At 67.5% G+C, this 23691-nt stretch carries 22 protein-coding genes and 1 pseudogene; 17 read left to right on the forward strand and 6 right to left on the reverse strand.

The window, feature by feature from the left end:
• Nucleotides 1-11 precede the first annotated feature (11 nt).
• The 4 genes from ACEL92_RS04160 (at nt 12) to ACEL92_RS04175 (ending at nt 4408) form a co-directional block, all read left to right on the forward strand.
• Nucleotides 12-1415: a class I adenylate-forming enzyme family protein gene (locus ACEL92_RS04160; RefSeq protein ID WP_374024372.1), complete on the forward strand. Its 1404-nt coding sequence runs from the start codon at nt 12-14 to the stop codon at nt 1413-1415.
• Nucleotides 1393-2298 carry an acyl-CoA dehydrogenase family protein gene (locus tag ACEL92_RS04165; protein WP_374024373.1) on the forward strand — a complete coding sequence of 302 codons (906 nt, stop codon included), beginning with the start codon at nt 1393-1395 and terminating at the stop codon, nt 2296-2298. The genes ACEL92_RS04160 and ACEL92_RS04165 overlap by 23 nt, the downstream gene beginning before the upstream one ends.
• Nucleotides 2285-3373 carry an acyl-CoA dehydrogenase family protein gene (locus ACEL92_RS04170; protein WP_374024374.1) on the forward strand — a complete coding sequence of 363 codons (1089 nt, stop codon included), beginning with the start codon at nt 2285-2287 and terminating at the stop codon, nt 3371-3373. The genes ACEL92_RS04165 and ACEL92_RS04170 overlap by 14 nt, the downstream gene beginning before the upstream one ends.
• A gap of 273 nt (nt 3374-3646) precedes the next feature.
• Complete coding sequence (locus ACEL92_RS04175) at nt 3647-4408, forward strand: enoyl-CoA hydratase/isomerase family protein (RefSeq protein WP_374024375.1); 762 nt, start codon at nt 3647-3649, stop codon at nt 4406-4408.
• Between the two features lie 12 nt (nt 4409-4420).
• Here the strand turns inward: ACEL92_RS04175 and ACEL92_RS04180 are convergent, their stop codons facing one another.
• Entirely contained in the window at nt 4421-5284 is an 864-nt protein-coding gene (locus tag ACEL92_RS04180; protein ID WP_374024376.1) for a proline iminopeptidase-family hydrolase, read from the reverse strand.
• 192 nt (nt 5285-5476) lie between these two features.
• Here ACEL92_RS04180 and ACEL92_RS04185 point away from each other — a divergent pair, with 192 nt between their 5' ends.
• The 3 genes from ACEL92_RS04185 (at nt 5477) to ACEL92_RS04195 (ending at nt 8604) form a co-directional block, all read left to right on the forward strand.
• Nucleotides 5477-6616 (forward strand): acetyl-CoA C-acyltransferase, encoded by a 1140-nt coding sequence (locus ACEL92_RS04185; RefSeq protein WP_374024377.1) that lies wholly within the window; start codon nt 5477-5479, stop codon nt 6614-6616.
• Nucleotides 6617-7495 carry a methylmalonyl Co-A mutase-associated GTPase MeaB gene (meaB, locus tag ACEL92_RS04190; protein ID WP_374024378.1) on the forward strand — a complete coding sequence of 293 codons (879 nt, stop codon included), beginning with the start codon at nt 6617-6619 and terminating at the stop codon, nt 7493-7495.
• Nucleotides 7496-7695: 200 nt separating this feature from the next.
• The gene (locus ACEL92_RS04195; RefSeq protein WP_374024379.1) at nt 7696-8604 is read left to right on the forward strand and encodes a thiamine pyrophosphate-dependent enzyme; all 909 of its coding nucleotides are present in this window, start codon (nt 7696-7698) and stop codon (nt 8602-8604) included.
• Here ACEL92_RS04195 and ACEL92_RS04200 read toward each other — a convergent pair.
• The gene (locus ACEL92_RS04200; RefSeq protein WP_374024380.1) at nt 8597-9250 is read right to left on the reverse strand and encodes a response regulator; all 654 of its coding nucleotides are present in this window, start codon (nt 9248-9250) and stop codon (nt 8597-8599) included. The two genes, ACEL92_RS04195 and ACEL92_RS04200, sit on opposite strands and share 8 nt — an antisense overlap.
• 107 nt (nt 9251-9357) lie before the next feature.
• On the opposite strand from ACEL92_RS04200, the gene ACEL92_RS04205 reads away from it, so the two are divergent.
• Together ACEL92_RS04205 and ACEL92_RS04210 are read left to right on the forward strand one after the other, a co-directional pair.
• Nucleotides 9358-10578: a sensor histidine kinase gene (locus ACEL92_RS04205; protein WP_374024381.1), complete on the forward strand. Its 1221-nt coding sequence runs from the start codon at nt 9358-9360 to the stop codon at nt 10576-10578.
• Between the two features lie 63 nt (nt 10579-10641).
• A complete protein-coding gene (locus ACEL92_RS04210) occupies nt 10642-11016 on the forward strand; it encodes a nuclear transport factor 2 family protein (protein WP_374024382.1) in 375 nt (124 codons plus the stop codon).
• A gap of 2 nt (nt 11017-11018) precedes the next feature.
• Here ACEL92_RS04210 and ACEL92_RS04215 read toward each other — a convergent pair whose 3' ends face one another.
• Nucleotides 11019-12632 carry an FAD-dependent oxidoreductase gene (locus ACEL92_RS04215; RefSeq protein WP_374024383.1) on the reverse strand — a complete coding sequence of 538 codons (1614 nt, stop codon included), beginning with the start codon at nt 12630-12632 and terminating at the stop codon, nt 11019-11021.
• A 14-nt stretch (nt 12633-12646) separates the two neighbouring features.
• Nucleotides 12647-13324: an IclR family transcriptional regulator gene (locus ACEL92_RS04220; protein WP_374024384.1), complete on the reverse strand. Its 678-nt coding sequence runs from the start codon at nt 13322-13324 to the stop codon at nt 12647-12649.
• 126 nt (nt 13325-13450) lie between these two features.
• On the opposite strand from ACEL92_RS04220, the gene ACEL92_RS04225 reads away from it, so the two are divergent.
• The 8 genes from ACEL92_RS04225 to ACEL92_RS04260 are packed head-to-tail and all read left to right on the forward strand — an operon-like array spanning nt 13451 to nt 22613.
• The gene (locus ACEL92_RS04225) at nt 13451-14314 is read left to right on the forward strand and encodes an alpha/beta fold hydrolase (RefSeq protein ID WP_374024385.1); all 864 of its coding nucleotides are present in this window, start codon (nt 13451-13453) and stop codon (nt 14312-14314) included.
• The gene (locus ACEL92_RS04230; RefSeq protein WP_374024386.1) at nt 14314-16032 is read left to right on the forward strand and encodes a bifunctional 3-(3-hydroxy-phenyl)propionate/3-hydroxycinnamic acid hydroxylase; all 1719 of its coding nucleotides are present in this window, start codon (nt 14314-14316) and stop codon (nt 16030-16032) included. Before ACEL92_RS04225 ends, ACEL92_RS04230 begins: the two co-directional genes overlap by 1 nt.
• Nucleotides 15980-16897 (forward strand): 3-carboxyethylcatechol 2,3-dioxygenase, encoded by a 918-nt coding sequence (locus ACEL92_RS04235; protein ID WP_374024388.1) that lies wholly within the window; start codon nt 15980-15982, stop codon nt 16895-16897. The genes ACEL92_RS04230 and ACEL92_RS04235 overlap by 53 nt, the downstream gene beginning before the upstream one ends.
• Nucleotides 16894-18633 carry an FAD-binding protein gene (locus tag ACEL92_RS04240; protein WP_374024389.1) on the forward strand — a complete coding sequence of 580 codons (1740 nt, stop codon included), beginning with the start codon at nt 16894-16896 and terminating at the stop codon, nt 18631-18633. The genes ACEL92_RS04235 and ACEL92_RS04240 overlap by 4 nt, the downstream gene beginning before the upstream one ends.
• A 3-nt stretch (nt 18634-18636) precedes the next feature.
• Nucleotides 18637-19944, forward strand: a complete 1308-nt coding sequence (locus ACEL92_RS04245) for an LLM class flavin-dependent oxidoreductase (protein ID WP_374024390.1) — start codon at nt 18637-18639, stop codon at nt 19942-19944.
• Between the two features lie 31 nt (nt 19945-19975).
• A complete protein-coding gene (locus tag ACEL92_RS04250; protein WP_374024391.1) occupies nt 19976-20800 on the forward strand; it encodes a coniferyl-alcohol dehydrogenase in 825 nt (274 codons plus the stop codon).
• Nucleotides 20788-21780 (forward strand): cyclase family protein, encoded by a 993-nt coding sequence (locus tag ACEL92_RS04255; protein WP_374024392.1) that lies wholly within the window; start codon nt 20788-20790, stop codon nt 21778-21780. Before ACEL92_RS04250 ends, ACEL92_RS04255 begins: the two co-directional genes overlap by 13 nt.
• On the forward strand, nt 21780-22613 hold the full coding sequence (locus ACEL92_RS04260) for an alpha/beta fold hydrolase (RefSeq protein WP_374024393.1): 834 nt from the start codon (nt 21780-21782) through the stop codon (nt 22611-22613). The genes ACEL92_RS04255 and ACEL92_RS04260 overlap by 1 nt, the downstream gene beginning before the upstream one ends.
• Before the next feature lie 17 nt (nt 22614-22630).
• On the opposite strand, the pseudogene ACEL92_RS04265 reads toward ACEL92_RS04260, so the two are convergent.
• Nucleotides 22631-22696, reverse strand: a pseudogene (locus ACEL92_RS04265) (multicopper oxidase domain-containing protein); the annotation flags it as partial.
• 123 nt (nt 22697-22819) lie between these two features.
• Entirely contained in the window at nt 22820-23587 is a 768-nt protein-coding gene (locus ACEL92_RS04270; protein ID WP_374024394.1) for an SDR family oxidoreductase, read from the reverse strand.
• Nucleotides 23588-23691 lie beyond the last annotated feature (104 nt).

The raw sequence follows: 23691 nt of genomic DNA on the forward strand, positions 1-23691 counted from the left end.
AAGGACGGGACGTGACCGAGCCGGCTGCGGTCGTGTTCGAGGAACGGCGGTTCAGCCTGCCGCAGCTCGATGCGCTGGCCGCGGGCTGGGCCGCAATTCTGGCCAAGAACGGTGTCGCCGCTGGTCAGCGCGTCGCGGTCATGGCGTCCAACCGCCCGGAGTTCGTCGCCGTCGTGCTTGCGATCTGGCGGCTGGCGGCGACGGCGGTGCTGATCAGCCCGGCGTGGAAGCGTGACGAGGTCGACCACGCGCTCGCATTGACCGAACCCGCCCACGCCGTCGGCGACCACCCGGTATTGGCCGGCGCGATGCCGATGCTGCACCTCGACGAGCCGATCGCCCACGGGGAGTCAACGGCGCCGGCGCCGGCGCCATGGTCCGACGCCGTGCTGGTGTTCAGTTCCGGCACCACCGGGCTGCCGAAGGCCGTCCGGCACACCCATGCGGCGCTGGAGGAGGCCGTGCGGCATTGGCGCGGGGCGCTGCAGCTCACGGGGCGCGACCGGATACAGATCGCCACGCCGCCGTCGCACATCCTCGGGCTGCTCAACATCCTCACGGCGCTGCGGGCCGGCGCCTGCGTGCGGCTGCATCCCCGCTTCGACATCGACCGGATGCTGCATCACATCGAAAATGACCGCATCACAGTGGAAATGGCGGTCGCGCCGATCGCGCTGGCCATCGCCTCGCACCCGACGCTCGAGTCCTACGACCTGTCCTCGCTGCGCTACATCATGTGGGGGGCGACGCCGGTCAGCGCCGACGTCGCCGAGGCGGTGACCCGGCGCACCGGCGTCGGTTGGGTTCCTGCGTACGGAACCACGGAATTGCCCGTCATCGCCTGCAATCCGATCGAGGGCGCCCGGCTGGACGCCGTCGGTCGCCCGGTGCCCGGCGTGGACGTGCGGGTGGTCTCGCCGGAGACGGGGAAGCCGGTCCGCCGCGGCGAGGTGGGTGAGATTCAGGCCCGCTCTTCGTCGCTGATGGCCGGTTACCTGCCGGCCGAAGCAACCAGCGAAGTGATCCACGACGGCTGGTACCGGACCGGTGACGTCGGCTGGCTCGACGGCGGCGGCTGGTTGCGGATCACCGACCGCCTCAAAGAAATGATCAAGGTGCGCGGGTTTCAGGTGGCGCCCGCCGAGGTCGAGACTGTCCTGCACGGCCACCCGGCCGTCAAGGACTGCGCGGTGTTCGGTGTCCCCGACGGGATCAACGGAGAAGCGGTGGTCGCCGCGGTCGCGACATGCGCACCGGTGGACGCCGACGAACTCACCGCCCGGGTCGACCAGCGGCTGGCTTCCTACAAACGCCTGAGCCGAGTCGTGTTCGTGCCCGACATTCCTCGCCTGCCCTCGGGCAAGGTACTGCGCCGAGTGCTGAAGGAGCGCTATGGATGTACGTCTGACAGCTGAACAACAGCAACTGCGCGACGCCGCCGCCAAACTGGCCGACGACCTGGGGCCGTCGGCGGTGCAGGACCTCGACGACCAAAGCCGGATTACGCGGCTGGACAAGCAACTTGCGGCGACGGGCTGGCGGTTGCTGCGCTCCGACGGGGCGTCCGGCGTCGAAGTGGCCATCGTCGCCGAAGAATTCGGACGACGGCTGATCGACTCGCCGTTTCTCGGCCCGGTGCTCGCCGACGATCTGACTCGCCACGTCGGCGCGGACGGCGCGGGCGCGACCATCGCGGTCGACGATCGCGCGATCGACGCGCGCGGCGCCCGGCGGGCCCTGAGCCTCTCCGGCGGCCAGGTACGCGCGGCCGACGTCGGGGACCTGACCGACGGCGCGGACCTGACCCGGGCCGACGCGACGATCGCGGGAACGCCGGTGGCGCTCGGAGAGGTGTCTCCCGACACTGCCGCGCAATGGCGGGCGCTCGCGCTGGTCACCACGACGGCGGACCTGGTGGGGATCGCCCGGGGTGCGCACGCCGTCGCGTGCGACTACGCCAAGATCCGCGAACAGTACGGCAAGCCGATCGGGTCCTACCAAGCGATCGCCCACCTGCTAGCGGAAAGCCTTGCGCTGATTGAGGGTTCGATCAGCGTGTCCCGGCATGCCGCGTGGGCGGTCGACGAGCTGCCGCCCGCCGACGCCATCCGCGCGGCCCAGGTCGCGAAGGTCTACTGCGCGCGAGCCGCCCGAACCGTCTGTGAGACCGCCATTCAAGTGCACGGCGGTATCGGCAACACCTGGGACTGCATGGTGCACGTCTATCTGCGACGCGCCTTGGTGTCGACGGAGTTGTGGCCCGTCGCGTTGAAGGAGATCGATCTTGGACTTTCGTGACTCACCAGAAGAAGCCGCCTTCCGGGAGCGCCTCCGGTACTGGCTTTCCGCGCACGCCGGAGAGTTCTCCGGATCGGGCGACGAATACTGGGCCCGTCAGGCCGAATGGCACCAGGCCCTATACCGAGAGGGATTCTTCGGGCTGTCGTTCCCTCGCGAGTACGGCGGGCGGGAGCTGCCGCCCGTCTATGACGTCATCGTCGACGAGGAACTCGCCCGGGCGGGCGCCCCACCCCGTCCCAGCGTGGGCTACCTGATCTACGGGATCGGTAGGCACGCCAATGACGCAGTGCGGCAACGCTTCCTGCCCGGCATCATCAACGGCACGGAGCGGTGGTGTCAGGGCTTCAGCGAGCCGGGCGCCGGCTCGGACCTGGCCTCGTTGACCACCACCGCTCGCCTCGAGGGTGACACCTACGTGGTGAACGGGCACAAGATCTGGACCAGCTATTCCGACGTCGCGGACTGGTGCCTGTTGCTGGCGCGCACCGACGCGCACGCCAAACGCCACCGCGGCCTCTCGGCGTTCGTGCTGGAGATGAAACAGCCCGGCGTGCAACAGCGTCCGCTGCGCATGATCAACGGTGTGACCAACGAGTTCGGCCAGGTGTTCTTCGACGACGCGAAGATTCCGGCCGAGCGGATGGTCGGCGCGCCGGGGGACGGCTGGGCGGTGGCCATGACCGTCGTCGGCCATGAGCGTGAACCCTCCACGCTCGGCTACGCCGCCCGTTACGGCAAACTCGTGCGAAGCCTGTACGCGCGCACCGATGGACCGGTATGCGAGGAGCTCGCGTGGGCGGCGGTCCAGTCGGAGATGCTGACGCATCACGTCCGTCGGCGGCTGTCCGAACAGCTCGACGGCGTCTCGCACGGGCCGGAGGGGTCGCTCGACAAGCTGCTGATGACCTGGGTCGAACAATCCGTCGGACACGCCGCACTGGCGGTGACCGGGACCCGCGACCAGGACCTGCTCAGCGCCTACCTGTACAGCCGCGCGCAGAGTGTGATGGGCGGGACTTCACAGATACAAAAGAACATCATCGCTTCACGCATCTTGGGATTGCCGGAGTGATCGCGAACGCGGGCGTAGCCCGGGTGAAGCGGGTCACGACTGTAGAAGGAGTGATCGCGAACGCGGGCGTAGCCCGGGTGAAGCGGGTCACGACTGTAGAAGGAGTGATCGCGAACGCGGGCGTAGCCCGGGTGAAGCGGGTCACGACTGTAGAAGGAGTGATCGCGAACGCGGGCGTAGCCCGGGTGAAGCGGGTCACGACTGTAGAAGGAGTGATCGCGAACGCGGGCGGAGACCGGGTGAAGCGGGTCACGACCATAGAAGGAGTCTGACGTGTACGACATGCCTGCCGAAATCGACGTCCAAGCCGACGGCCCGCTGCGGATCATCACCTTGAACCGGCCGGAGTCGCTCAACTCGGTCAACGACGATCTGCACGTCGGGCTCGCGCGCCTGTGGCAGCGACTGACCGATGACCCGACGGCCCGCGCGGCGGTCATCACCGGGGCCGGCAGGGCGTTCTCGGCGGGCGGGGATTTCGACTACCTCAAGGAGCTTTCGACCGATGCCGAGCTACGCGCCAAGACCATCCGGGACGGGCGCGAGATCGTCTTGGGCATGGCGCGGTGCCGAATTCCTGTGGTGGCGGCGGTAAATGGCCCGGCCGTCGGGCTGGGGTGCAGCCTGGTGGCGCTGAGCGACATCGTCTACATCGCCGAAGAGGCCTACCTCGCGGATCCGCATGTCCAGGTGGGGCTGGTGGCCGCCGACGGCGGTCCGCTGACCTGGCCGCTGCACATCAGCCTGCTGCTGGCCAAAGAGTTCGCGTTGACGGGCACCCGCATCAGTGCCCAGCGTGCCGTCGAGCTCGGGCTGGCCAACCACGTGTCGGCCGACCCCGTCGCGGACGCGACCGCTTGCGCCAAAAAGATTTTGGAGCTGCCTCAGCAGGCGGTCGAAAGCACCAAACGGGTGCTCAACATTCATCTCGAGCGCGCGGTCCTGGCCAGCTTGGACTATGCCCTGTCGGCCGAGCATCAATCGTTCACCACCGACGACTTCCGGTCGATCGTCACCAAACTGGCGAAGAACTGATCCGTCCGCCGCTCACGCCGAGTCGTGTTGCCGCAGGAAGTCTCGCATCACCCGATCGAACTTGGCCGGCTCCTCGATGAAGGGCATGTGAGCGCTCGACTCGAACAGCTCGTAGCGCGAGCCGGCGATACGCTGATGCATGTCCCACATGTGTTCTGGCACGCATTCGTCGAAGCGGCCGGCAAGAACGAGCGTGGGCACCGTGATCCCCGGCAATCGGTCGAACACGTCCCAGTCGCGGATCGTCCCGACGATGTGGAAGTCACTCGGTCCGAACATCGTCTCGAAGATGTCGGTTCCCATGTTGGCGAAAGCATCCAAAAGCTCTGGGGGCCAGGGACGTACGCGGCAGAGGTAGGTTTCGTTCCAGGTGCGGATGGCGTCCTGATATTCGGCCGTGTGCGTCGTGCCGGCGGCTTCGTGGCGATCGATGGCCGACTGTGTCGCCGGGTCGAGCTCGGCCTTCAACCGGGCGACCATTTGGGAGAACTGCGGGATGGAGGCGATGCTGTTCGAGATGGTCAGGCTGGCGGCCCCCGAGGAAACGTCGAGCGCGTACTGCTGTGCCATCATCGCGCCCCACGAGTTGCCGAAGACGTGGAAACGGTTGAGCCCGAGCCCCTTTACGACGGCGTCCATCTCGGCCACCGACCGCGGCATGGTCCACAATTCCCGATTCGACGGGCGCTCGGAGTTGCCGCACCCGAGCTGATCCCAATAGACGACTTCGCGCTCGTCGGCCAACCGGTCCAGCGAACGCAGATAGGTATGGGGTAATCCGGGCCCGCCGTGCACGACGAGCAGGGGAAGACCAGGTCCGCCACCGACCCGGTTGAACCACACGTTGCCGCCCGGAACCGCGACCATTCCGTCCATTGCCGACGATGCCTCCTGATTGGCGAGCAGACGCAGAATCGCAGCCTACGATGCCGGTTTATGCGATTCAGCGTCCGCTCGCGAGTTCGGCGCTCCTTGCAACGCTGACTCTCCCAATGAGAGAATATTGTTCTCATAATCTTGCGGGGGCTCTCGGGCACTCGCGACGCGCTCGCCGAACTGGAGAAACCCGTGCCTGAAGCCGTCATCGTGTCCGCCCTGCGCACACCCATCGGAACTGCCCGAAAGGGCACCCTGCGCGACACCAGCGCCTTCGACCTCGCCCACCACGTGGTGTCCGAAGCGGCGAAGGACCTGGACCCCGCGAGAGTAGACGACGTGATCCTGGGGGAGGGCCTCTACGGCGGCGGCGTGGTCGCCCGCCACGCGGCCATCACGGCGGGCCTGGCCCAGGTTCCCGGCCTTGCCAACAACCGCCACTGCGCGGCCGGGCAGGCGGCGGTGCAAAGCGCGGCGGCCAGCGTGCGGGCGGGAATGGACCGGCTCGTCATCGCCGGCGGCGTGAACTCGGCCTCCACCTCCCCGCGGTCGCGAATGCAGGTGGACGGCGAATGGGTCGACTGGTTTCCGCCGACCCACCCGGACAGTCCCGAGGCGCCGAACATGGACATGTCGATCACCGTCGGCTGGAACGCCGCCGTCAAGGCCGGCGTCAGTCGCGAGGAGATGGACGCGTGGGCACTGCGGTCGCACCGCAACGCCATCGCCGCGATCGACGAGGGTCGCTTCAAAGAGGAGATCGTCCCGATCGAAACGCCACACGGGGTGTTCGAGGTCGACGAGCACCCCCGCCGCGACACCACCATGGAGAAGCTGGCTGCGCTCAAGCCGCTGCACCCCGAGATCGATGGGTTCTCCATTACTGCCGGGAACGCGTGCGGCGCCAACGACGGTGCGGCCGTGCTCACGATCGCGAGCGACGAACTCGGCCTGCCGGCGCTGGCCACCGTGCGGTCCTGGGCGTCCGTCGGGGTCGACCCGGCGATCACCGGGTTGGCGCCGGTCGAGGCGATCCCGAAAGCCCTTGCCCGCGGCGGACTTTCGGTTGAGAACGTGGACCTGTTCGAGATCAACGAGGCGTTCGCCGCGATGTGCGTGGCCACCGTCAGGCTGCTCGACCTCGACCCGGACAAGGTCAACGTCAGCGGCAGCGGGTGTTCGCTCGGTCACCCGGTGGCCGCGACGGGCGCCCGGATGCTGGTCACGCTCGTCCACGAATTGCGCCGTCGCGGAGGCGGGATCGGCGTCGCCGCCATGTGCGCCGGCGGCGGCATGGGGTCTGCCACCGTCATCGAGGTCCCCGCCCCCTAAATGGAGATCGCCGACCTGATTGCCGGCGCGCGCAACGGATCACCGCGCGCGGCCGGTCGGCTCCTTTCTCTGGTCGAGGGCGACCGCCGCGACGAGGTGCTGGCCCGCCTACAACCGTCATCGGTGAACGTCGTAGGCATCACCGGGCCGCCGGGCGCGGGCAAGTCCACGACGATCGCCGCCCTGGTCGGCGCCTACCGGGGCCGGGGATCCCGGGTGGCGGTGCTGGCCGTGGATCCGTCGTCGCCGTTCAGCGGTGGTGCGCTGCTGGGCGATCGCATACGAATGGCCGCACATATCAACGACTCCGACGTGTTGATCAGGTCGGTGGCAACCCGTGGTCACCTCGGAGGATTGGCCGCTGCGATCCCCGCGGCCATCCGGCTGCTGGGAGCGATCGGTTACCACGTCGTCCTGCTGGAGACCGTGGGGGTCGGGCAGTCGGAAATCGAAGTCGCCGCCGTCGCCGACCCCACCGTCGTCATCCTCAACCCCGGTGCCGGCGACGCGATTCAGGCGGCCAAGGCGGGGGTGCTCGAAGTCGCCGACATCGTGGTCGTCAACAAGGCCGACCGCGACGGCGCCGAACAGACCGTGCGGGACCTGCGGGCCGAAACGGACGCACCCATCGTCAGCCTCGTCGCGGCGCGCGGCGAGGGCATCGCGGAGTTGATGGCCGCCATCGAGGATCACCACCGCGCCGACAGCCGCGCCCGCCGGCTGGCCCGCGCCCGCGCCCAGATTCTGTCGCTGGCGCAGACCCGGCTGCGGAGCCGTCCGGACCTCGACCGGCTCGCCGAGAGTGTCGTCGACGGCGACCAGGATCCCTACTCGGCGGCTGCGCAATTGCTGTCACCGACCCCGCGCGAGCAGGACTAAGCCGCCGCGCTGTCCCCCGATCGGGGGAACGGAGATTCATCCCCTTTCCGGACCGATCGGCGGAGTTCCGGCCGGGTCTGCCGCCCTACGTTGATCTTGCGTACAACGGCAGTCACCTCAGCCACCGCCCGGGCCCCCGTCCGTCGCAGAGCTCCGGCCGACGCCACCTCGACCCCACGACGAGTTAGGAGATCCGGCACATGGCTCCCACACCCGAACTGTCGGCCGCACGCGTTGACGAGCAGCTGGAGCTGTACCGCCAAATGTGGGCCCTGAGGCTCCTTGACATGGCACTGGAAGAGCTGCGCAACGACGGCCTGCTCAACGAGCCCGTGGAGGCCGCCTTCGGGCAGGAGGCGGTGGCCGTGGGCACAGTCGCGGCGCTTCGGCCCGGCGACATCTTGAACACCGCGATTCGCCACTTCCAACACGCGCAGGAGGTCGGCCTCGGCCGCCCGTTGGGCCCGGTGATCGCCGAGCTGACCGCCCCGGGGCGGTCTGCGGCCGGGGCGAAGGAAAGCCTCTTCGCCGCCGAGTGGAAGCAGATCTTCGGCACGTCGAATCCGGTCAGGCAATCCCTCTTGTTCGCGATCGGCGACGCCTATGGGCAGCAGGTGGCCGGCGAAGGCGGGGTCACCCTGTGCGTCATCGGGGACGACGCCGCGAAGTCCGCCGAGTTCCAATCGGCCGCGCGGATCGCGGTGTCGTGGTGGCTTCCGCTCGTGTTCGTCATCGAAAGCGTCGGCGACCCTTCCGGTGTGCGCCGCGGCCCGCGCGAGCGCTATGGATTGCCGTTCTCGTCGGTCGACGGCAGGGACGTTGCGGCGGCGCGTGATTCGATCAGCCAAGCGGTGCGACGCGCCGGCGACGGCGCCGGCGCCGAAATCGTCGAGGCGGTGACCTACCGGACCAACCACCCCGCGGGAGTCGACCCATTGGTTCACGCCCGCCGAGAGCTGACCAATAACGGGGTCACCGCGGGCCAGCTGCACGACGTGGAGCGGCGGGCTCGCCAACTGGTGGGCGAGGCCGCGGCGGTCGCGACCGCACTCCTGCGGTCGGATGGTTCGACGGTCAGCGAATCGGACCGCCGGCCGGCCGCTAGCTGAGTAGGCCTTGCCGCATCGCCTCGGCAACGGCGGCGGCGCGATCGCTGACGCCGAGCTTCTCGTATAGCCGCTGAACGTGCGTCTTGACCGTCGACGGTGCCACAAACAGCTCGGTGGCCATCACGGGAATGCTCTGGCCGCGCGCAATTCGGTTGAGCACCTCGCGCTCTCGCGCGCTGAGCACGGGTCCCGTCGGTTGCGCGCGGTGACGGATCTCCGCGGTCAGGCCCCCGACAAGCGACGGCGCCACCACATCGCGGCCCTGCGCGCAGTCCAGCACGGCCTTGACGATCTCGCTGCGCGTCGAGTCCTTCAGCACGAACCCGGCGGCGCCCTGCTGCAGTGCCTGATACACGATGGCCGGCTCGTCGTGCGCCGAAATCAGCAGCACACGGGTCGGCAATTCCTGACTCCGCACCGCCGCGGCCACCTGCCCGCCATCCATGCCAGGCATGCGGAAATCGAGGAGGGCGACATCGGGCCGATGCTTTTTGATCAGTTCCAGTGCCGCCGAGCCGTTGTCGGCCTCGCCGACCACATTCACCGAACCGCTCGACGACAGGGCGCGCACTACGCCCTCACGAAACAGGGGGTGATCGTCGCCGACAACCACCCGCACCTTGTCGGGCGTTGCTGGGCCGGCCATGGCGATGAGTCTAGCCCGCAAAGCGTCCGCGGCAATCGGCGGAAACTCTGATCCGCAGCTGGGCGCTTTGCCCCGAGAGAGCCGCCGTTGATGAGTATTGTGTTCGCGTGGCGGTCGCCAGTGACGCGGAACTGGTTCGGGTGCGCAAGCTTCATCAGCTGCGCTCGTATCGCATTGCGTCGGTCCTGCGGATCGGCGTGGTGGGCTTGATGATCGCTGCGATGCTCAGCGGCACCCGCAGGTCGGAGTGGATGCAGCAAACTGTGCTGATCGCCGCGTACGGCGTGGTGGCGCTCTGCGCTCTGACGCTGGCTTTCTCGCCGAGCCGGCGATGGTTCACGCGGGGACGGCTATCCCGCGTCGGCCGACTGGAGCCGTTTGCATTCACGGTCATCGATGTGGTCGTGTTGACCGTCTTCCAGGTGTTGTCGACCAACGGCCTCCACCCGCTGCTCATCATGACGGCGCTGCCGGTCCTGATCGGGCTCGACATCTCGTCCCGGCGGGCGGCCGTGGTGCTTCTCTTCTCGATGGTGGGCTTCGCGATCGCGGTGCTCGAGGATCCGGAGATGGTCGGATCGATCGGCGTCACCGAGGCCACATTCCGGTTCCTGCTCTACGGATTCCTCTGTGTGACAGCGTTTGTCGCGGTCCGGGTGGAAGAGCGGCACACACGCTCGGTGGCCGGTCTCAGCACTCTGCGCGAGGAGCTGCTCGCGCAGACGATGACCGCTTCCGACGTCGAGCAGCGGCGGATCTCCGAATCCATCCACGACGGACCGCTGCAGGACATCTTGGCGGTGCGCCAAGAGTTGGTCGAATTGGAGGCGGCACTGCCGGGCGACGATCGGGTAGCGCGCGCGCTGGCCGGCCTGCAAATCGCATCGGCGCGATTGCGGCAGGCCACGTTCGAGCTGCACCCCGCCGTCCTCGAGCAGGTCGGGTTGGCGGCGGCGGTTGAGCAGCTTGCGACATTGACCACCCAGCGATCGAACATCGACATCTCTACCGACGTCGATTACCCGGTTCGCAGCGAGATCGACGCGATAGTGTTCGGTGTGGTGCGCGAGCTGCTGTCCAACATCGTGCAGCATTCGCGGGCCCGCAGCGCTTCGGTCATGCTCGGCATCACCGACGGAACGTGTGTGTTGCACGTGATCGACGATGGGTTGGGATTCGATGACCAAACCGTGGCGCGCCGGCTCGGTGAGGGGCACATCGGATTGGCGTCACACCGCGCGCGCGTGGAAGCCGCCGGGGGAACGTTCGTCTTCCTTGACACTGCGGCGGGAACCCACATCTGTGTCGAGTTGCCGGTCCCCGACTAGACCGCGGTCCGCTGGCCGTCTCCGGTATTGATTTGCTCCGGGGTGATGTGTTGCATGAAGGGTATGACACATTCTGCCGATGAGTTGATCACGGAATTCTGCAAACGTTGGGCATCGCCGGACGCTGACGAGATTGCCGCCTATTTCACCGAAGACGCGGTCTACCACAACATCCCGATGGATCCGGTGCATGGCCGCGAGGCGATACGCGAATTCGTCGCGGGATTCGTCGCCGCGTTCGACGGAATCGATTTCAACGTTCACCGTCAGGTCGCCGACGGCAGCCTGGTGATGAACGAACGCACGGATGTCATGCGCCGCAAGGACGGTGGATCAGTACCTGTGCCGGTGATGGGCGTCTTCGAGGTGCGAGACGACCGGATAACCGCGTGGCGCGACTACTTCGACATGGCGGCCGTCACGAAGGCGTTCGGTTAGCGCTACTCGAGGTCGACGGACTTCCCGGTGGCGGCCGCGTGGCCCGCGCGGTAACCGAAAACCATTGCCGGGCCCAATGTTCCGCCAGCGCCGCCGTATGCGCGCCCGGTGACCCCACCCATCGCATTACCGGCGGCGAAGAGGCCCGGTATCGGCTCTCCGCCGACATGCAGGACCCGCCCGTCGCGGTCGGTGCGGGGACCGCCCTTGGTGCCCATCGCGCCGATGCACACCGGCACCGCATAGAACGGGGCGGTGTCGATCGGCCCGAGGGTCTTGCCCGCGGGTGTGGTCGCGCTGTCGTCGCCCCAGTAACCGTCGTAAGCGCTGGAGCCGCGCCGGAATTCGGGGTCGGTCCCGGCGGCCACGTGGCGGTTCCACTCCTCGATGGTGCGGATCAAGCCATCCGCGTCGATGCCGGTCTTCGCGGCCAGTTCGGCGAGGTCGGCGGACTCGCAAAACCAGTCGGGGACGGGTTGTCCCGGCTCGACGCCGAGGAATCCGTAGCGCTGCAGGTGAATCGAGTCGAACACCATCCATCCTCGATCGTTGACGTACCCGCCGCGGGGATCGAGGTAGTGGAAGGCGCCGGCCATGGAGTTGTAGTCGCATGCCTCGTTGACGAAGCGCCGCCCCGCCGAGTTGACGATGATGCTCCGCGGCCGCGTCCGCTCCAGGCGCACGCTGCGGCTGCGTTGCTTGCCGTCGATCGTGTCGCCCGGGATCTGGACGATCGGTACCCACCACGCCTCGCCCATGTTGGCCAGGTCCGCGCCGTGCGCCATTGCCATGCGCAGGCCGTCCCCGGTGTTGTTGGGCGGAGACACCGCGCCGTGCATCGGGCCGCGCAGGAACGCCCGCACCAACCCCGGATCCCATTCGAAACCACCGACACCCAGGACGACTCCGCGGCGCGCGCGCACCCGGATGGTTCGCTCGGGCAACGCGATACGCACCCCGACGATCTCCGAGTCCTCGGCGATGAGCTCTTCGGCTCTTGCGTCAGTCCGTGGTGTGACCCCGGCGTCCAGCACTCCCTTGAGCAGACCGGCAATCAGTGCCGTGCCGGCGACGCACAGGTCGCTGTCTTCGTCGATCGTCACGTGCAGTCGCGCCCTCGTCTCGGCGTCGATACCGACGTTGGACCAATCGGCGGGGAACGCGGTGATCCGATTGCCCCACTCACCGAGCTGGTTCAAATCGAACGGTCCCGCACTCAGCGACCGGCCCCCGCCGGGCTGTCCCCCCGGCAGCTCGGGCCGGTAGTCCGGGAACCCGGTGGCGATCTCGAAACGCAGGCCGCTGTGTGCCTCGACGAAGTCGAGCATCGCGGGACCGGTGTGCACGAAAGTCTCGACGAGTTCGTCGTCCATCGAGCCCAGGGACTGCGCGCGCAGGTAGCGCAGCGCGTCGTCGGGCGTCAATTCGCCGTCGGGAGAACGGTTATGGGCCGGGATCCATACCACGCCGCCGGACACCGCGGTGGTTCCGCCGACGGTTGGCGCCTTATCGAAAACCTCCACCGATGCGCCGGCCGCGGCGGCGGTGAGGGCGGCGGTGAGCCCGGCGCCTCCGCTGCCGAGCACGACGACGTCGGCTTGCATGTCCCACGGCATGGATTGCTATCCCTTCAGCTCAGCAGGTCGGACAACTGTTTCGCGGCCTTGATGACCGCATCCTTTCCGCGCATCACGACGTCTTCCCGGTGCGAGATGAGGTTGATGCAGGTTGATGGGGACTGCGGCGGGCGATGCACCGGCACGGCCAGGCCGTAGGTGTTCGGCTCGATCTCCCCGTAGGTGGTCACCCAGCCGCGCTCGCGGGCGCGAGTCACCAGGTCCCGCTCGCGCGGACGCGGCGGCATGCTCGCGAGCAGGGCGATCCCGGCGGCGCCGCGGTCCAGCGGATATCGACTGCCTTCGTGGAAGGACAGTTGATAGGCCACATGGCTCGGCACGATCACCGCGATGGCCACCTGCTGGTCGCCCTCGGCGATGAGCAACGAGACCGTGGTGCCGAGCTCATCGGCCAGCGCTCGCAGCGTCGGGAGGCTGACTTGGCGCACGTTGCGGTCGAATGCGGCGCCGAGAGTGGCGAGGCCGGCCGCGGGGCGGTAGCGGCCGTCCTCACCCTTGGCTACCAGCCGGAACTCCGCAAGCGTTGTCAGCAATCGATAGGCGATGGTGCGGTGCACCCCGATCTGGTCGGCGAGCTGTTGCACCGTGAGACCGGCGCGGGAATCCGCCACCGTTTGCAGCGCGGTCAGTCCCCTGGCCAGCGTCTGCGAACCCGTTCCCGTGCCCGTCACGGCCTTGACAGACCCCGACGTGAGAGCGAAGCTCTATATATAACGCACATCAGTGTGCGATATTAGCACACGTGGTACGTCGAAAACGAGAACGAGATTTCCCAACCCATCGGCCAGAGAGGGACCGTGGCGGAGTTCGAGAGCATCTGGAGCGATCTGCAGGGCGTCGCGTTCGAGCAGGGCTACCTCGAGGCCGGCGGAGTGCGCACGCGCTACCTGCGCGCCGGCGACCCCGGCAAGCCGGTGCTGGTGCTGCTCCACGGATCGGGCGGCCACGCCGAGGCATACGTCCGCAACCTCGGGGCGCACGCCGAACATTTCTGGACCTGGTCCATCGACATGCTCGGCCACGGCTATACCGGCAAACCGGGCCACCCGCTGGAGGTCCGCCACTACGTCGAGCATCTGATGGCCGTCCTGCGCACCATCGGTGTCGATCGCGCCTGCATCAGCGGCGAATCACTGGGCGGCTGGGTGGCCGCCCGTGCCGCCATCGACCATCCGGACGTGGTGGACCGGCTCGTCCTGAACACCGCCGGCGGGTCGCAGGCCGACCCGGTCGTGATGAAGCGGATCATCACGCTGTCCATGGCCGCCGCCGAAGACCCGACCTGGGAAACGGTGCAGGCGCGGATCAAGTGGCTGATGGCGGACAAGTCCAAGGACTACGACGACCTGGTCGCCAGCCGGCAACGCGTCTATCGCCAACCGGGATTCGTCGACGCCATGCGCGACATCATGGCGCTGCAAGACCCCGAGATCCGGGCGCGCAACATCATCGGCCCCGAGGAGTACGGTGCGATCAGCGCGCCCACGCTGGTGTTGTGGACCAGTGATGACCCGACCGCCGACGTGACCGAGGGCCGCCGGATCGCGTCGATGATCCCCAACGCGCGCTTCGAGGTGATGCCCGGCTGTGGTCACTGGCCGCAATACGAGGACGCCAAGACCTTCAATCGTCTGCATCTCGACTTCCTGCTGGGGCGGTGATGGTCGACGCGGGGCGCGAGCCGGCAGGAATCGAGACCGACGTTGTCGTGGTCGGGGCGGGACCGGTCGGCCTGACGCTGGCGAACATCCTTGGCCTGCAAGGTATCCGCACGGTGCTGGTCGAGGAACGGGACACGCTGATCGACTATCCGCGCGGTGTGGGGCTCGACGACGAGGCGTTGCGGACGTTCCAGTCGATTGGGCTGGCCGATCGCGTCGTGCCGCACACGGTGCCCAACCAGATCCTGCGTTTCGTCGACGCCAAGCGGCGCGTGCTCGCCGAAATAGCCCCGCCCGACGCGCGTTTCGGGTGGCCGAAGCGCAACGGCTTCGTGCAACCCCTTGTCGACGCCGAATTGCTGGCCGGCCTGGACCGGTTCGAGCACGTCGAGGTGTGGTGGGGACGACCGATGACGGCTTGCCGGGAAGACACCGACGGCGTGACCGTCGAGCTCGGCCGCGGTCACGACCACGAAACACCCAGCGTGCGAGCGCGTTACGTGGTCGGCTGCGACGGGGGCAAAAGCATGACTCGCCGCATGATGGGCGTGTCGTTCGACGGGACTACGTCGTCCACGCGGTGGCTGGTGGTCGACATCGCCAACGACCCGCTCGGCCACCCCAACAGCGAGGTCGGCGCCGACCCCGAACGGCCGTATGCGTCGATCTCGATCGCGCACGGAATCCGACGGTTCGAGTTCATGATCCACGCCGACGAGACCGACGAGCAGGCGGAGGATCCGGCGTTCCTGGCGCGGATGCTGGCCCGGATGGTGCCGCATCCGGACCGCGTCGACGTGATCCGGCGGCGGGTCTACACGCATCACTCCCGGATCGCCGGGGCTTTTCGCAGGGGCCGGCTGTTGCTGGCCGGAGACGCCGCGCACCTGATGCCCGTGTGGCAGGGCCAGGGCTACAACAGCGGCATCCGGGACGCGGCCAACCTGGGTTGGAAGCTGGCTGCGGTGGTCAGCGGCCGCGCGGACGACGCGCTGCTCGACACCTACGACGTCGAGCGCCGCAAGCACGCGCGGGCGATGATCGACCTCTCCACCATGGTGGGTCGAGTGATCTCGCCGACCGACCGGCGGGTGGCCGGTGCGCGAGACTTGCTGGTGCGGTCGGCGTCGATCGTGCCGTCGCTCAAGCGGTATGTGCTGGAGATGCGGTTCAAGCCGATGCCGCGCTACGAACAAGGGGCCGTCGTGCACGCCGCTCCCGGCCGGGCCGATTCGCCGGTGGGCACGCTGTTCATCCAGCCGCGGGTCGACACCCGCGAGAGACAGAATGTGCTGCTGGACGACGTCCTCGGTGACTGGTTCGCCGTGGCGTGCTGGAATAACAACCCGCGCAAGATTCTCGGCGACGTCGCCTTCGCCAGCTGGAAAGCGCTGGGCGCCAGGTTCGTTGCGTTGCGCCCCGTGACCCAGCTGCACTGGACCGGGCACGACGATCCCGACGTTGTGGTCGTCGGCGACCCCAGTGGCGCCGTCAAGTCCTGGTTCGACACCCACCAGGAGTCGGTGTTGTTCCTGCGCCCCGATCGGTGCATCGCCGGCGCCTGCATAGCCCAGCGCGCCCCCGACCTGAGCGCCGCACTCCTGGACGCGCTCACCCTCACGCCGCGAGGGGGTGATCCGCAAAGTGGCACTGGCTCTGTGCTGTATGTCGCACAGCCCGCTCCTGAATCTTCCGGGGCCGTCGCAGGACCTGCTTGACGACATCGAGGGCGCGATCGCCGAAGCGCGGCGATTCGTCAACGACTACGACCCCGAACTGGTCGTCATCTTCTCCCCGGACCACTACAACGGGTTCTTCTACAAGATGATGCCGCCCTTCTGCGTCGGCACCGGCGCCAACGGGGTCGGGGACTACGGCACCCATGCCGGCCCACTCGACGTCCCGGAGAAGCTGGCGACCGAGTGCGCGAAAGCCGTGCTCGACGCGGGCGTCGACGTCGCGGTCTCGGCCTGCATGGATGTCGACCACGGCACCGTCCAGCCGCTGGAGAAGCTGCTCGGCGCGGCGACCGCGCGGCCGGTGATACCCATCTTCATCAACGCCATCGGCGTGCCGCTGGGGCCGTTACATCGTTGCCGGGCGCTCGGTACCGCCGTCGGCACCTACCTGTCCACGCTCGACAAGCGGGTCCTGGTGCTGGGGTCGGGTGGGCTTTCGCACAGCCCCCCGGTACCCACGCTGGCGACCGCGCCGGGGCCGGTGCTAGAGCGCATCGTGCACGGCCGGCCGATGACGCCCGAACAGCGGCAGGCCCGGCAGGCGGCCGTGGTCGACGCGGCCAAGAGTTTCGCCACCGGTCAGAGCGATCTGCAACCCCTGAACCCGGTGTGGGATCAACGATTCCTCGAGATCGTCGACGGCGGCTGGCTCACCGAACTCGACCAGTGGTCCAACTCGTTCGTCACACACGAAGGCGGCAGCTCCGCCCAGGAGATCAGAACCTGGGTCGCCGCATTCGGGGCGCTGGCGGCCGAGGGCCCCTACGAAACCGTCGGGCGCTACTACAAGCCCGCCCCGGAGCTGATCGCGGGATTCGCCATTCGAACGGCAGTCCCGAAATGACCGTCGCTGCAGAAGGTTTCGACCACATCGTCGACGTGGTCGTCGTCGGGTCGGGTGGCGGTGGCATGACGGCCGCACTGACCGCGCAGGCCGCCGGCCTGGACGCGCTGGTGGTGGAGAAATCCTCCTTCTTCGGCGGCTCCACCGCCCTGTCCGGGGGCGGCATCTGGGTGCCGGGCGCGCCCGCGCAACGTAGGGAGGGCTACGCCCCGGAACCCGAAGGCGTCGTCCAATATCTGCGGCAGATCACCGGCGGACTGGTCAGCGAGGCGCGCATACGGCAGTACGTCGAGTCCGCACCGAAAATGCTGGGGTTCCTCGAGCGGCTCTCCGGATGGTGCGAGTTCGTCTGGAAGCCGGGCTACGCCGACTACTATCCGGAACTTCCCGGCGGGTCGGGACTCGGCAGCACCATCAACGTCCCGCCGATCGACCTTCGGAAGCTGGGACCCGACGAACAGCTGCTGCTGAAACCGCTGGCGCTGGCGCCCAGAGGAATCTGGCTGGGCCCCAAGGAACTTCGGACCTTCTACTGCATCCGGCAGTCGTGGGCCGGCAAGGGAGTGCTGCTCAAACTGATCGCGCGGATGGTGCGGGCGCGGGTGTTCGGGGAGCGAATGGCGGCGATCGGGCAGTCCCTGGCCGCTCGCCTCAGATTGGCCATGCGCGAGCGCGGCATCCCGCTGTGGCTGGACTCACCGATGATCGAACTGCTCGCCGACGCCGACGGGTCAGTGACCGGGGTGGTGGTGGCAAGGCACGGCGAAACGCGGCGCATCGGCGCGCGCCTCGGGGTCATCCTCGCCTCCGGCGGCTTTGATCACGACCTGGCCTGGCGCAAGGAACTGCTACCCGAAGTGGACCAGGACTGGAGCTTCGGCAACCCCGCCGCGATGGGCGACGGCATCCGCGCGGCCCAGAATCTCGGCGCCGCAGTCGAATTGCTCGACGAGGCGTGGTGGTTTCCCGCCATCCAATGGCCCGACGGCCGGATGCAATTCATGCTCAACGAACGCATGATGCCGGCGCAGTTCATCGTCAACGGCGATGGCAAGCGCTTCATCAACGAGGCGGCGCCCTACATGGACTTCGGCCACGCCATGATCGACGGACAGCGGAGCGGGGTCACCCACATCCCTTGCTGGCTGATCACCGACCACAGGTCGTGGAACCGCTACGTCATCGGAGGCCACCTGCCGATACCTAAGATCCCGGGCGCACCCGTGCCCACCGGCCGCAAGGTCCCCGCGGCGTGGCTGGAATCGGGCGTGGTCAAGGCCGCGATGACCTGGGACGAGATGGCGGCCCGCATCGGCGTGCCGGCGGACCAGCTTGCCCAAACCGCCCGCCGTTTCAACGAACTCGCCCGCAACGGTCACGACGACGACTTCAACCGCGGCGACAGCGTTTACGACAACTACTACGGCGATCCCACACTGCCCAACCCGAACCTGTATCCGTTGGGCGATCCGCCCTACTACGCGTTCCGGATCGTTCTCGGCGACCTCGGGACGTCGGGGGGCCTGAGCACCGACGAATACGCGCGGGTGCTACGGGACGACGCCGCAGTGGTGCCGGGACTGTACGCGGTGGGTAACACCTCTGCGCCGGTGATGGGCCGCAGCTACGCCGGCGCAGGCGCGACCATCGGACCGGCAATGACGTTCGGCTTCGTCGCCGCGAATCACATTGCCGCCCATGCAGCCAACCGAACCCTTAATTCTCATAGGAGGTAGCAGATGAAGATCTCGCTGTTTTACGAGTTTGCCCTACCGCGGCCCTGGGGGCCCGACGACGAACACGTCATGATGCAGGAGTGTCTCGACGAGGTGGAGGCCGCCGACAAGGCGGGCTTCTCCACGGTCTGGCTGACCGAGCATCACTTCCTGGAGGAGTATTGCCACTCAACGGCGCCGGAGATCTTCCTGGCCGCGGCGAGCCAGCGGACGAAGAACATCAGGCTCGGATTCGGCATCATGCACCTGCCGCCCGTGGTCAACCACCCCGCCCGGGTCGCCGAACGGATCGCCACTCTCGACCTGCTCTCCAACGGCCGGGTCGAATTCGGCACCGGGGAATCCTCCTCCGTGGGCGAACTCGGCGGATTCAACATCGATCCCGCCGACAAGCGGGCGCAGTGGGAGGAGGCCCTCGAGGTCTCGATCCGCTGCATGATCGAGGAGCCGTTCTCCGGCTTCAACGGTGAGCACGTCCAGATGCCGGCCCGCAACGTCGTCCCCAAGCCGCTGCAAAAGCCCCATCCGCCGGTCTGGGTCGCCTGCACGCGGCCGGCGAGCGTGCAGATGGCCGCCCAGAAGGCGATCGGCGCTTTGAGCTTCGCCTACACCGGGCCCGGGCCCCTGACCGAGCGGGTGAACGGCTATTACAAGGAATTCGAAGAGAACGGCGTGCCCGTCACACCGCGAATCAATCCGAACGTCCTGGCCATCGGCGGTGACCTGTCGATGATGGTCGCCAAGACCGACGAGCAGGCGCTGCAACGGCTGGGCCAGGGCGGCGGATTCTTCTCGTTCGGGATCATGCACTACTACATGACCGGCGTGCACACGCCCGGCCGGACCGGGGTGTGGAAGCGGTATCTGGAAGAAGTCGAAAAGGATCCGACGCTGGCCTACGGTCCCGGGCGCGGCGCGATCGGCTCGCCCGCCACCGTCCGCGAATTCCTGCGCGGCTACGAGGAAAGCGGCGTCGACGAGATCATCCTGCTGCTCAACCCGCGCAGCCACGAGGGCACGATGGAATCCATCGAACTCATGGGCTCCGACGTGCTGCCCGAATTCATCGAGCGGGACGCCAAGGCGGTGGCAGAGAAGGCCAAACGGCTGGAGCCCGTCATCGAGAAGATCGAGGCGCGGCGGCCGCAATCCAGCGCGCCGAAGTTCGACGAGGACTACTCATTCGGCGGCCTGCCCACCGGTCGAGGCGGTAAGTTCACCGCAAGCGAGATCCCCGAAGCCATGGCGGAGATCAACGAGGGTCGCGTGCAGGCGGCCCAGCGGTTGAAGGAACAGCAGCAGAACAAGTGACTCCAGAAGGTCGCTGAATCGGGAGACGGCCTTGGGATCGATCGACGAACTCTGGCGCTACGACGGCCGACGCGCGGTGGTGACCGGATGCGCCTCGGGCATCGGGGGGCACCTGGTTCGCCAACTCGCCGAACTCGGTGCCGACGTGGTCGGGCTGGACAAGCGCCGGCCGGACTTCCAGCTCAACGACTTTCACGAGGTAGACCTGTCGGACCAGGGTTCGATCGACGATGCCACCGCGTCGATCGACGGGCCGGTCGACGCGCTTTTCAACGTCGCCGGCGTTTCGTCCGGGATCGGTGATCCCGCGCTGGTTGCCACGGTCAACTTTCTCGGCCTGCGGCATTTCACCGAGGCGCTGGCCGGCAAGATGGCCGCAGGATCGTCGATCGTGAGCGTCTCCTCGCTTGCGGCGGCCGCCTATCGCGAACACGCGGCGGCGGTGGCCCCACTGCTGAGCACCGCGACGATGCAGGAGGGTGTCGACTGGTGCCACGCCAACCCCGAGATCCTTGGCAACGGTTACCAACTGTCCAAAGAAGCGATCATCTTCTACACCATGCGAAGTGCTGCGCCGCTGGGGGCCAGGGGCATCCGCATCAACTGCACGGGCCCGGGGGTGACCGAAACCCCGATTCTCGACCAGCTGCGGACGGCGTACGGGCAGGGCTTCCTCGACGACATCCCCAAGCCGCTGGGCCGGGTCTCGGACCCCGCCGAGCAGGCCGCGGTACTGCTCTTCTTGAATAGCGGTGCAGCCAGCTACATCACGGGCCAGATCATCTGGGTCGACGGCGGAAACGTGGGCGCCGCGATCGCTCGCGAACTGGAGGAAGGGGCCCGGTGGCCGATTTGACTGATTTTCGGCGCGCCGCGCGTGACGTCTCCAACTGGGGGCGGTGGGGCGACGACGACGAGCTCGGCACCCTCAACTTCATCACCGCGGAGAAGGTCGCCCAGGCCGCGAGTCTGGTCCGGCACGGCAAGGTGTTCCCGCTCGGCGTGGACTTCGGTGCCTCGGGTCCCCAGGGGGCGTTCGAGTTTCGGCACAACCCGGTTCACATCATGACCGTCGATGGCGGCGACGTGCATACGCTGGCCAAGTACGGACCCAGCTGGCCGCGTAACCCGTTGGCCCAGCAGCTGAGTGGTTACATGACGGCCGACAACCCGTTCCGTTTCAACGACGACATCATCATCATGCCGTTGCAGGCGGCGAGCCAGTGGGATGCGCTGTCGCACGTTTACTACGACGATCACCTCTACAACGGCTTCGCGGCGGATTCGGTGACCAGCATGGGCGCCTACCACTGCGGCATCGACAAGGTCGACGTCAAGGGCATCACGTCCCGTGGTGTGCTGCTGGACCTGGTTCGCCATCGCGGGGCGGAGGTCTTCCTCGAAGCCGGGACCCCGATCTCGCCCGAAGAACTCGACGACGTGGTTCGTGCCCAAGGGGTGACGATCGGGCGGGGCGACATCGTGCTCATCCGGACGGGCTGGTGGACAAGGTTTCTCATGACCGGAAACAAAACGGAAGGCTACTCCGGGCTGGACTGGCGATGCGCCCAGTGGCTGCACGACCACGAGATCGCGGCCGTCGCCGCCGACAACCTTCAGGTCGAAGACCTGGTGTCCGGCATCGACGGAATCACGTTCCCCCTGCACCTGCTCTGCCTGCGCGACATGGGAATGATCTTCGGCGAATACTGGGACCTCACCGCGCTGGCCGAGGACTGCGCCGCCGACGGCGTCTACGAGTTCCAGCTCATTGCGCCGCCGCTGCGGGTGGTCGGGGCGGTCGGCTCTCCGGTCAACCCGATCGCGATCAAGTGATGGACTTCACGCGCAAGACCATGTTGGTCGACGGCCTGACGACCGCATATCTGGAGGCGGGCGAAGGCGAACCGGTGATCCTGCTGCACGGCGGTGAATTCGGTGCCAGCGCCGAACTCGGCTGGGAACGCAACATCGCCGCCCTCGCCGACAGCTACCGAGTGCTGGCACCCGACCAGCTGGGATTCGGGGGCTCGGCGAAGGTCATCGACTTCGTCGACGGGCGCTCGATGCGGATCCGGCACGTGGCGCGGTTCTGTGAGGTGCTCGGTATGGGGCCGGCGCACTTCGTCGGCAACTCGATGGGCGCGATCAATCTGCTCACCGACGCCACCGCGGACATCCCGCTGCTGCCCGTCCGCAGCCTGGCGATCATCTGCGGGGGCGGAGAGATCCTGCAGAACAAGCACTTCGAGGCGCTGCAGGAATACGACGCGACGCTTCCGGCCATGCGGCGCATCGTCGAAGCCCTGTTCCACAACCCCACCTACCCGGCCGACGACGAATACGTGGGCCGGCGCTACGAGTCGAGCACCGCGCCGGGGGCGTGGGAGGCGGTGGCGGCGGCCCGTTTTCGCCGCCCGGGCTCGTCACGGCCCCCGACCCCGTCGAGCGGGCGGGCTTACCAGCGCATCAGCGTGCCGACGCTGGTTGTCGAGGGGGGAGACGACAAACTGCTGCCGGCCGGATGGGCCGCCGAGATCGCCAAGCAGATCGACGGTGCGGGCTCGGTCGTGGTCGACGACGCCGGTCACTGCCCGCAGATCGAGCAGTCGGCAACGGTGAACCAGCTACTGCTCGATTTTCTCGCCTCGAACGCCCAGAACACGTAGTCCCGCCGAGTCTGCATCCCGGCCTCTTGGCGATAGGTGTTGTGGCACTGCAACATCCACAGGCCCGGATTATCGGCCACCATTGATCGCTCGGGGCTCGGCGCACCTACCGATGCGGTTGGTGCCGAGAGGCCACCAGGGTCGTGCCCTCGAGGACAACCACGGCCCGCACGGCAATCTCGAGGCGCGGTCTACTGATTGCTGCCCTACCGGCCGTCGCTATGCGCCTGGGAAGCCAGCCAGTCCTCGAAGCGGGTCGGATAGATCGTCGCGTCTTCACCATCGATGGGCACGATGCTGCGATCGTCGAGCAACGCGCCGTAGTAGCGGACGCCGTCGTCGGTGATCACCTGGCGCTCGTCGCCGGTCGCGGCGAACCTGGTCTGGATGAAGTCGTCCATGCCTCGCTTTTCCGGGCCGGCAATATTGATGACTCCGTTGAGCGGGTCGCCGCTCGCCACGCTTGTCACGGCCGTGGCAACGTCCGACGCGGCGATGGGCTGGAACGCGCCATGCGGGGCGCGGACCGTGGCGCCGTCGGCCATCGAATCGGCAATGCCACCAACGAATTCGAAGAACTGGGTCGCCCGCACGATGGAGTACGGGAAGCCCGATTTCACTATCTCCTTTTCCTGGGCGATCTTTGCCCGCATGTAGCCGCTTTCGGCCGCGCGATCGGCTCCCACGATCGAGAGTGCGACGTGGTGCTGGGCGCCGGCGGCCTGCTCGGCGTCGAGCAAATTGCGGGTGGAGGTGGTGAAGAAGTTCAGGACGTCCTCGTCGGCCCAGGACGGTGAGTTGGAGACGTCCACAACCGTGTGCACACCGGCGAGTGCCTCGGCGAGGCCCTCGCCGGTGACGGCGTTGACCCCCGACCTCGGCGAGGCGGGGACCGCCTCGTGGCCCAGCTCGTTCAGCTGGGCGACGACCTGCGAACCGATGAGGCCGCTGCCGCCGACGACTAGAACCTTCATGAGCGATCCTCCGAGTCTCCCGATGCGCTGGCCCCCTCAGCATGGCGTGCGCGCGGGCCGAGGGAAACCCTGGTGCCGTACCGCCCACCCCGGCCGCTTAAATC

This window comes from Mycobacterium hainanense (assembly GCF_041890355.1).
GTDB lineage: Bacteria > Actinomycetota > Actinomycetes > Mycobacteriales > Mycobacteriaceae > Mycobacterium > Mycobacterium hainanense.

What these genes read in the sequence shown, in the direction of transcription:
- meaB (WP_374024378.1), top strand. Translation starts at nt 6,617, where the DNA reads ATGGAGATCGCCGACCTGATTGCCGGCGCGCGCAACGGATCACCGCGC.
- ACEL92_RS04270 (WP_374024394.1), bottom strand. Translation starts at nt 23,587, where the DNA reads ATGAAGGTTCTAGTCGTCGGCGGCAGCGGCCTCATCGGTTCGCAGGTC.
- ACEL92_RS04240 (WP_374024389.1), top strand. Translation starts at nt 16,894, where the DNA reads ATGACCGTCGCTGCAGAAGGTTTCGACCACATCGTCGACGTGGTCGTC.
- ACEL92_RS04165 (WP_374024373.1), top strand. Translation starts at nt 1,393, where the DNA reads ATGGATGTACGTCTGACAGCTGAACAACAGCAACTGCGCGACGCCGCC.
- ACEL92_RS04195 (WP_374024379.1), top strand. Translation starts at nt 7,696, where the DNA reads ATGGCTCCCACACCCGAACTGTCGGCCGCACGCGTTGACGAGCAGCTG.
- ACEL92_RS04235 (WP_374024388.1), top strand. Translation starts at nt 15,980, where the DNA reads ATGTCGCACAGCCCGCTCCTGAATCTTCCGGGGCCGTCGCAGGACCTG.
- ACEL92_RS04245 (WP_374024390.1), top strand. Translation starts at nt 18,637, where the DNA reads ATGAAGATCTCGCTGTTTTACGAGTTTGCCCTACCGCGGCCCTGGGGG.
- ACEL92_RS04215 (WP_374024383.1), bottom strand. Translation starts at nt 12,632, where the DNA reads ATGCCGTGGGACATGCAAGCCGACGTCGTCGTGCTCGGCAGCGGAGGC.
- ACEL92_RS04200 (WP_374024380.1), bottom strand. Translation starts at nt 9,250, where the DNA reads ATGGCCGGCCCAGCAACGCCCGACAAGGTGCGGGTGGTTGTCGGCGAC.
- ACEL92_RS04180 (WP_374024376.1), bottom strand. Translation starts at nt 5,284, where the DNA reads ATGGACGGAATGGTCGCGGTTCCGGGCGGCAACGTGTGGTTCAACCGG.
- ACEL92_RS04210 (WP_374024382.1), top strand. Translation starts at nt 10,642, where the DNA reads ATGACACATTCTGCCGATGAGTTGATCACGGAATTCTGCAAACGTTGG.
- ACEL92_RS04260 (WP_374024393.1), top strand. Translation starts at nt 21,780, where the DNA reads ATGGACTTCACGCGCAAGACCATGTTGGTCGACGGCCTGACGACCGCA.
- ACEL92_RS04230 (WP_374024386.1), top strand. Translation starts at nt 14,314, where the DNA reads ATGGTCGACGCGGGGCGCGAGCCGGCAGGAATCGAGACCGACGTTGTC.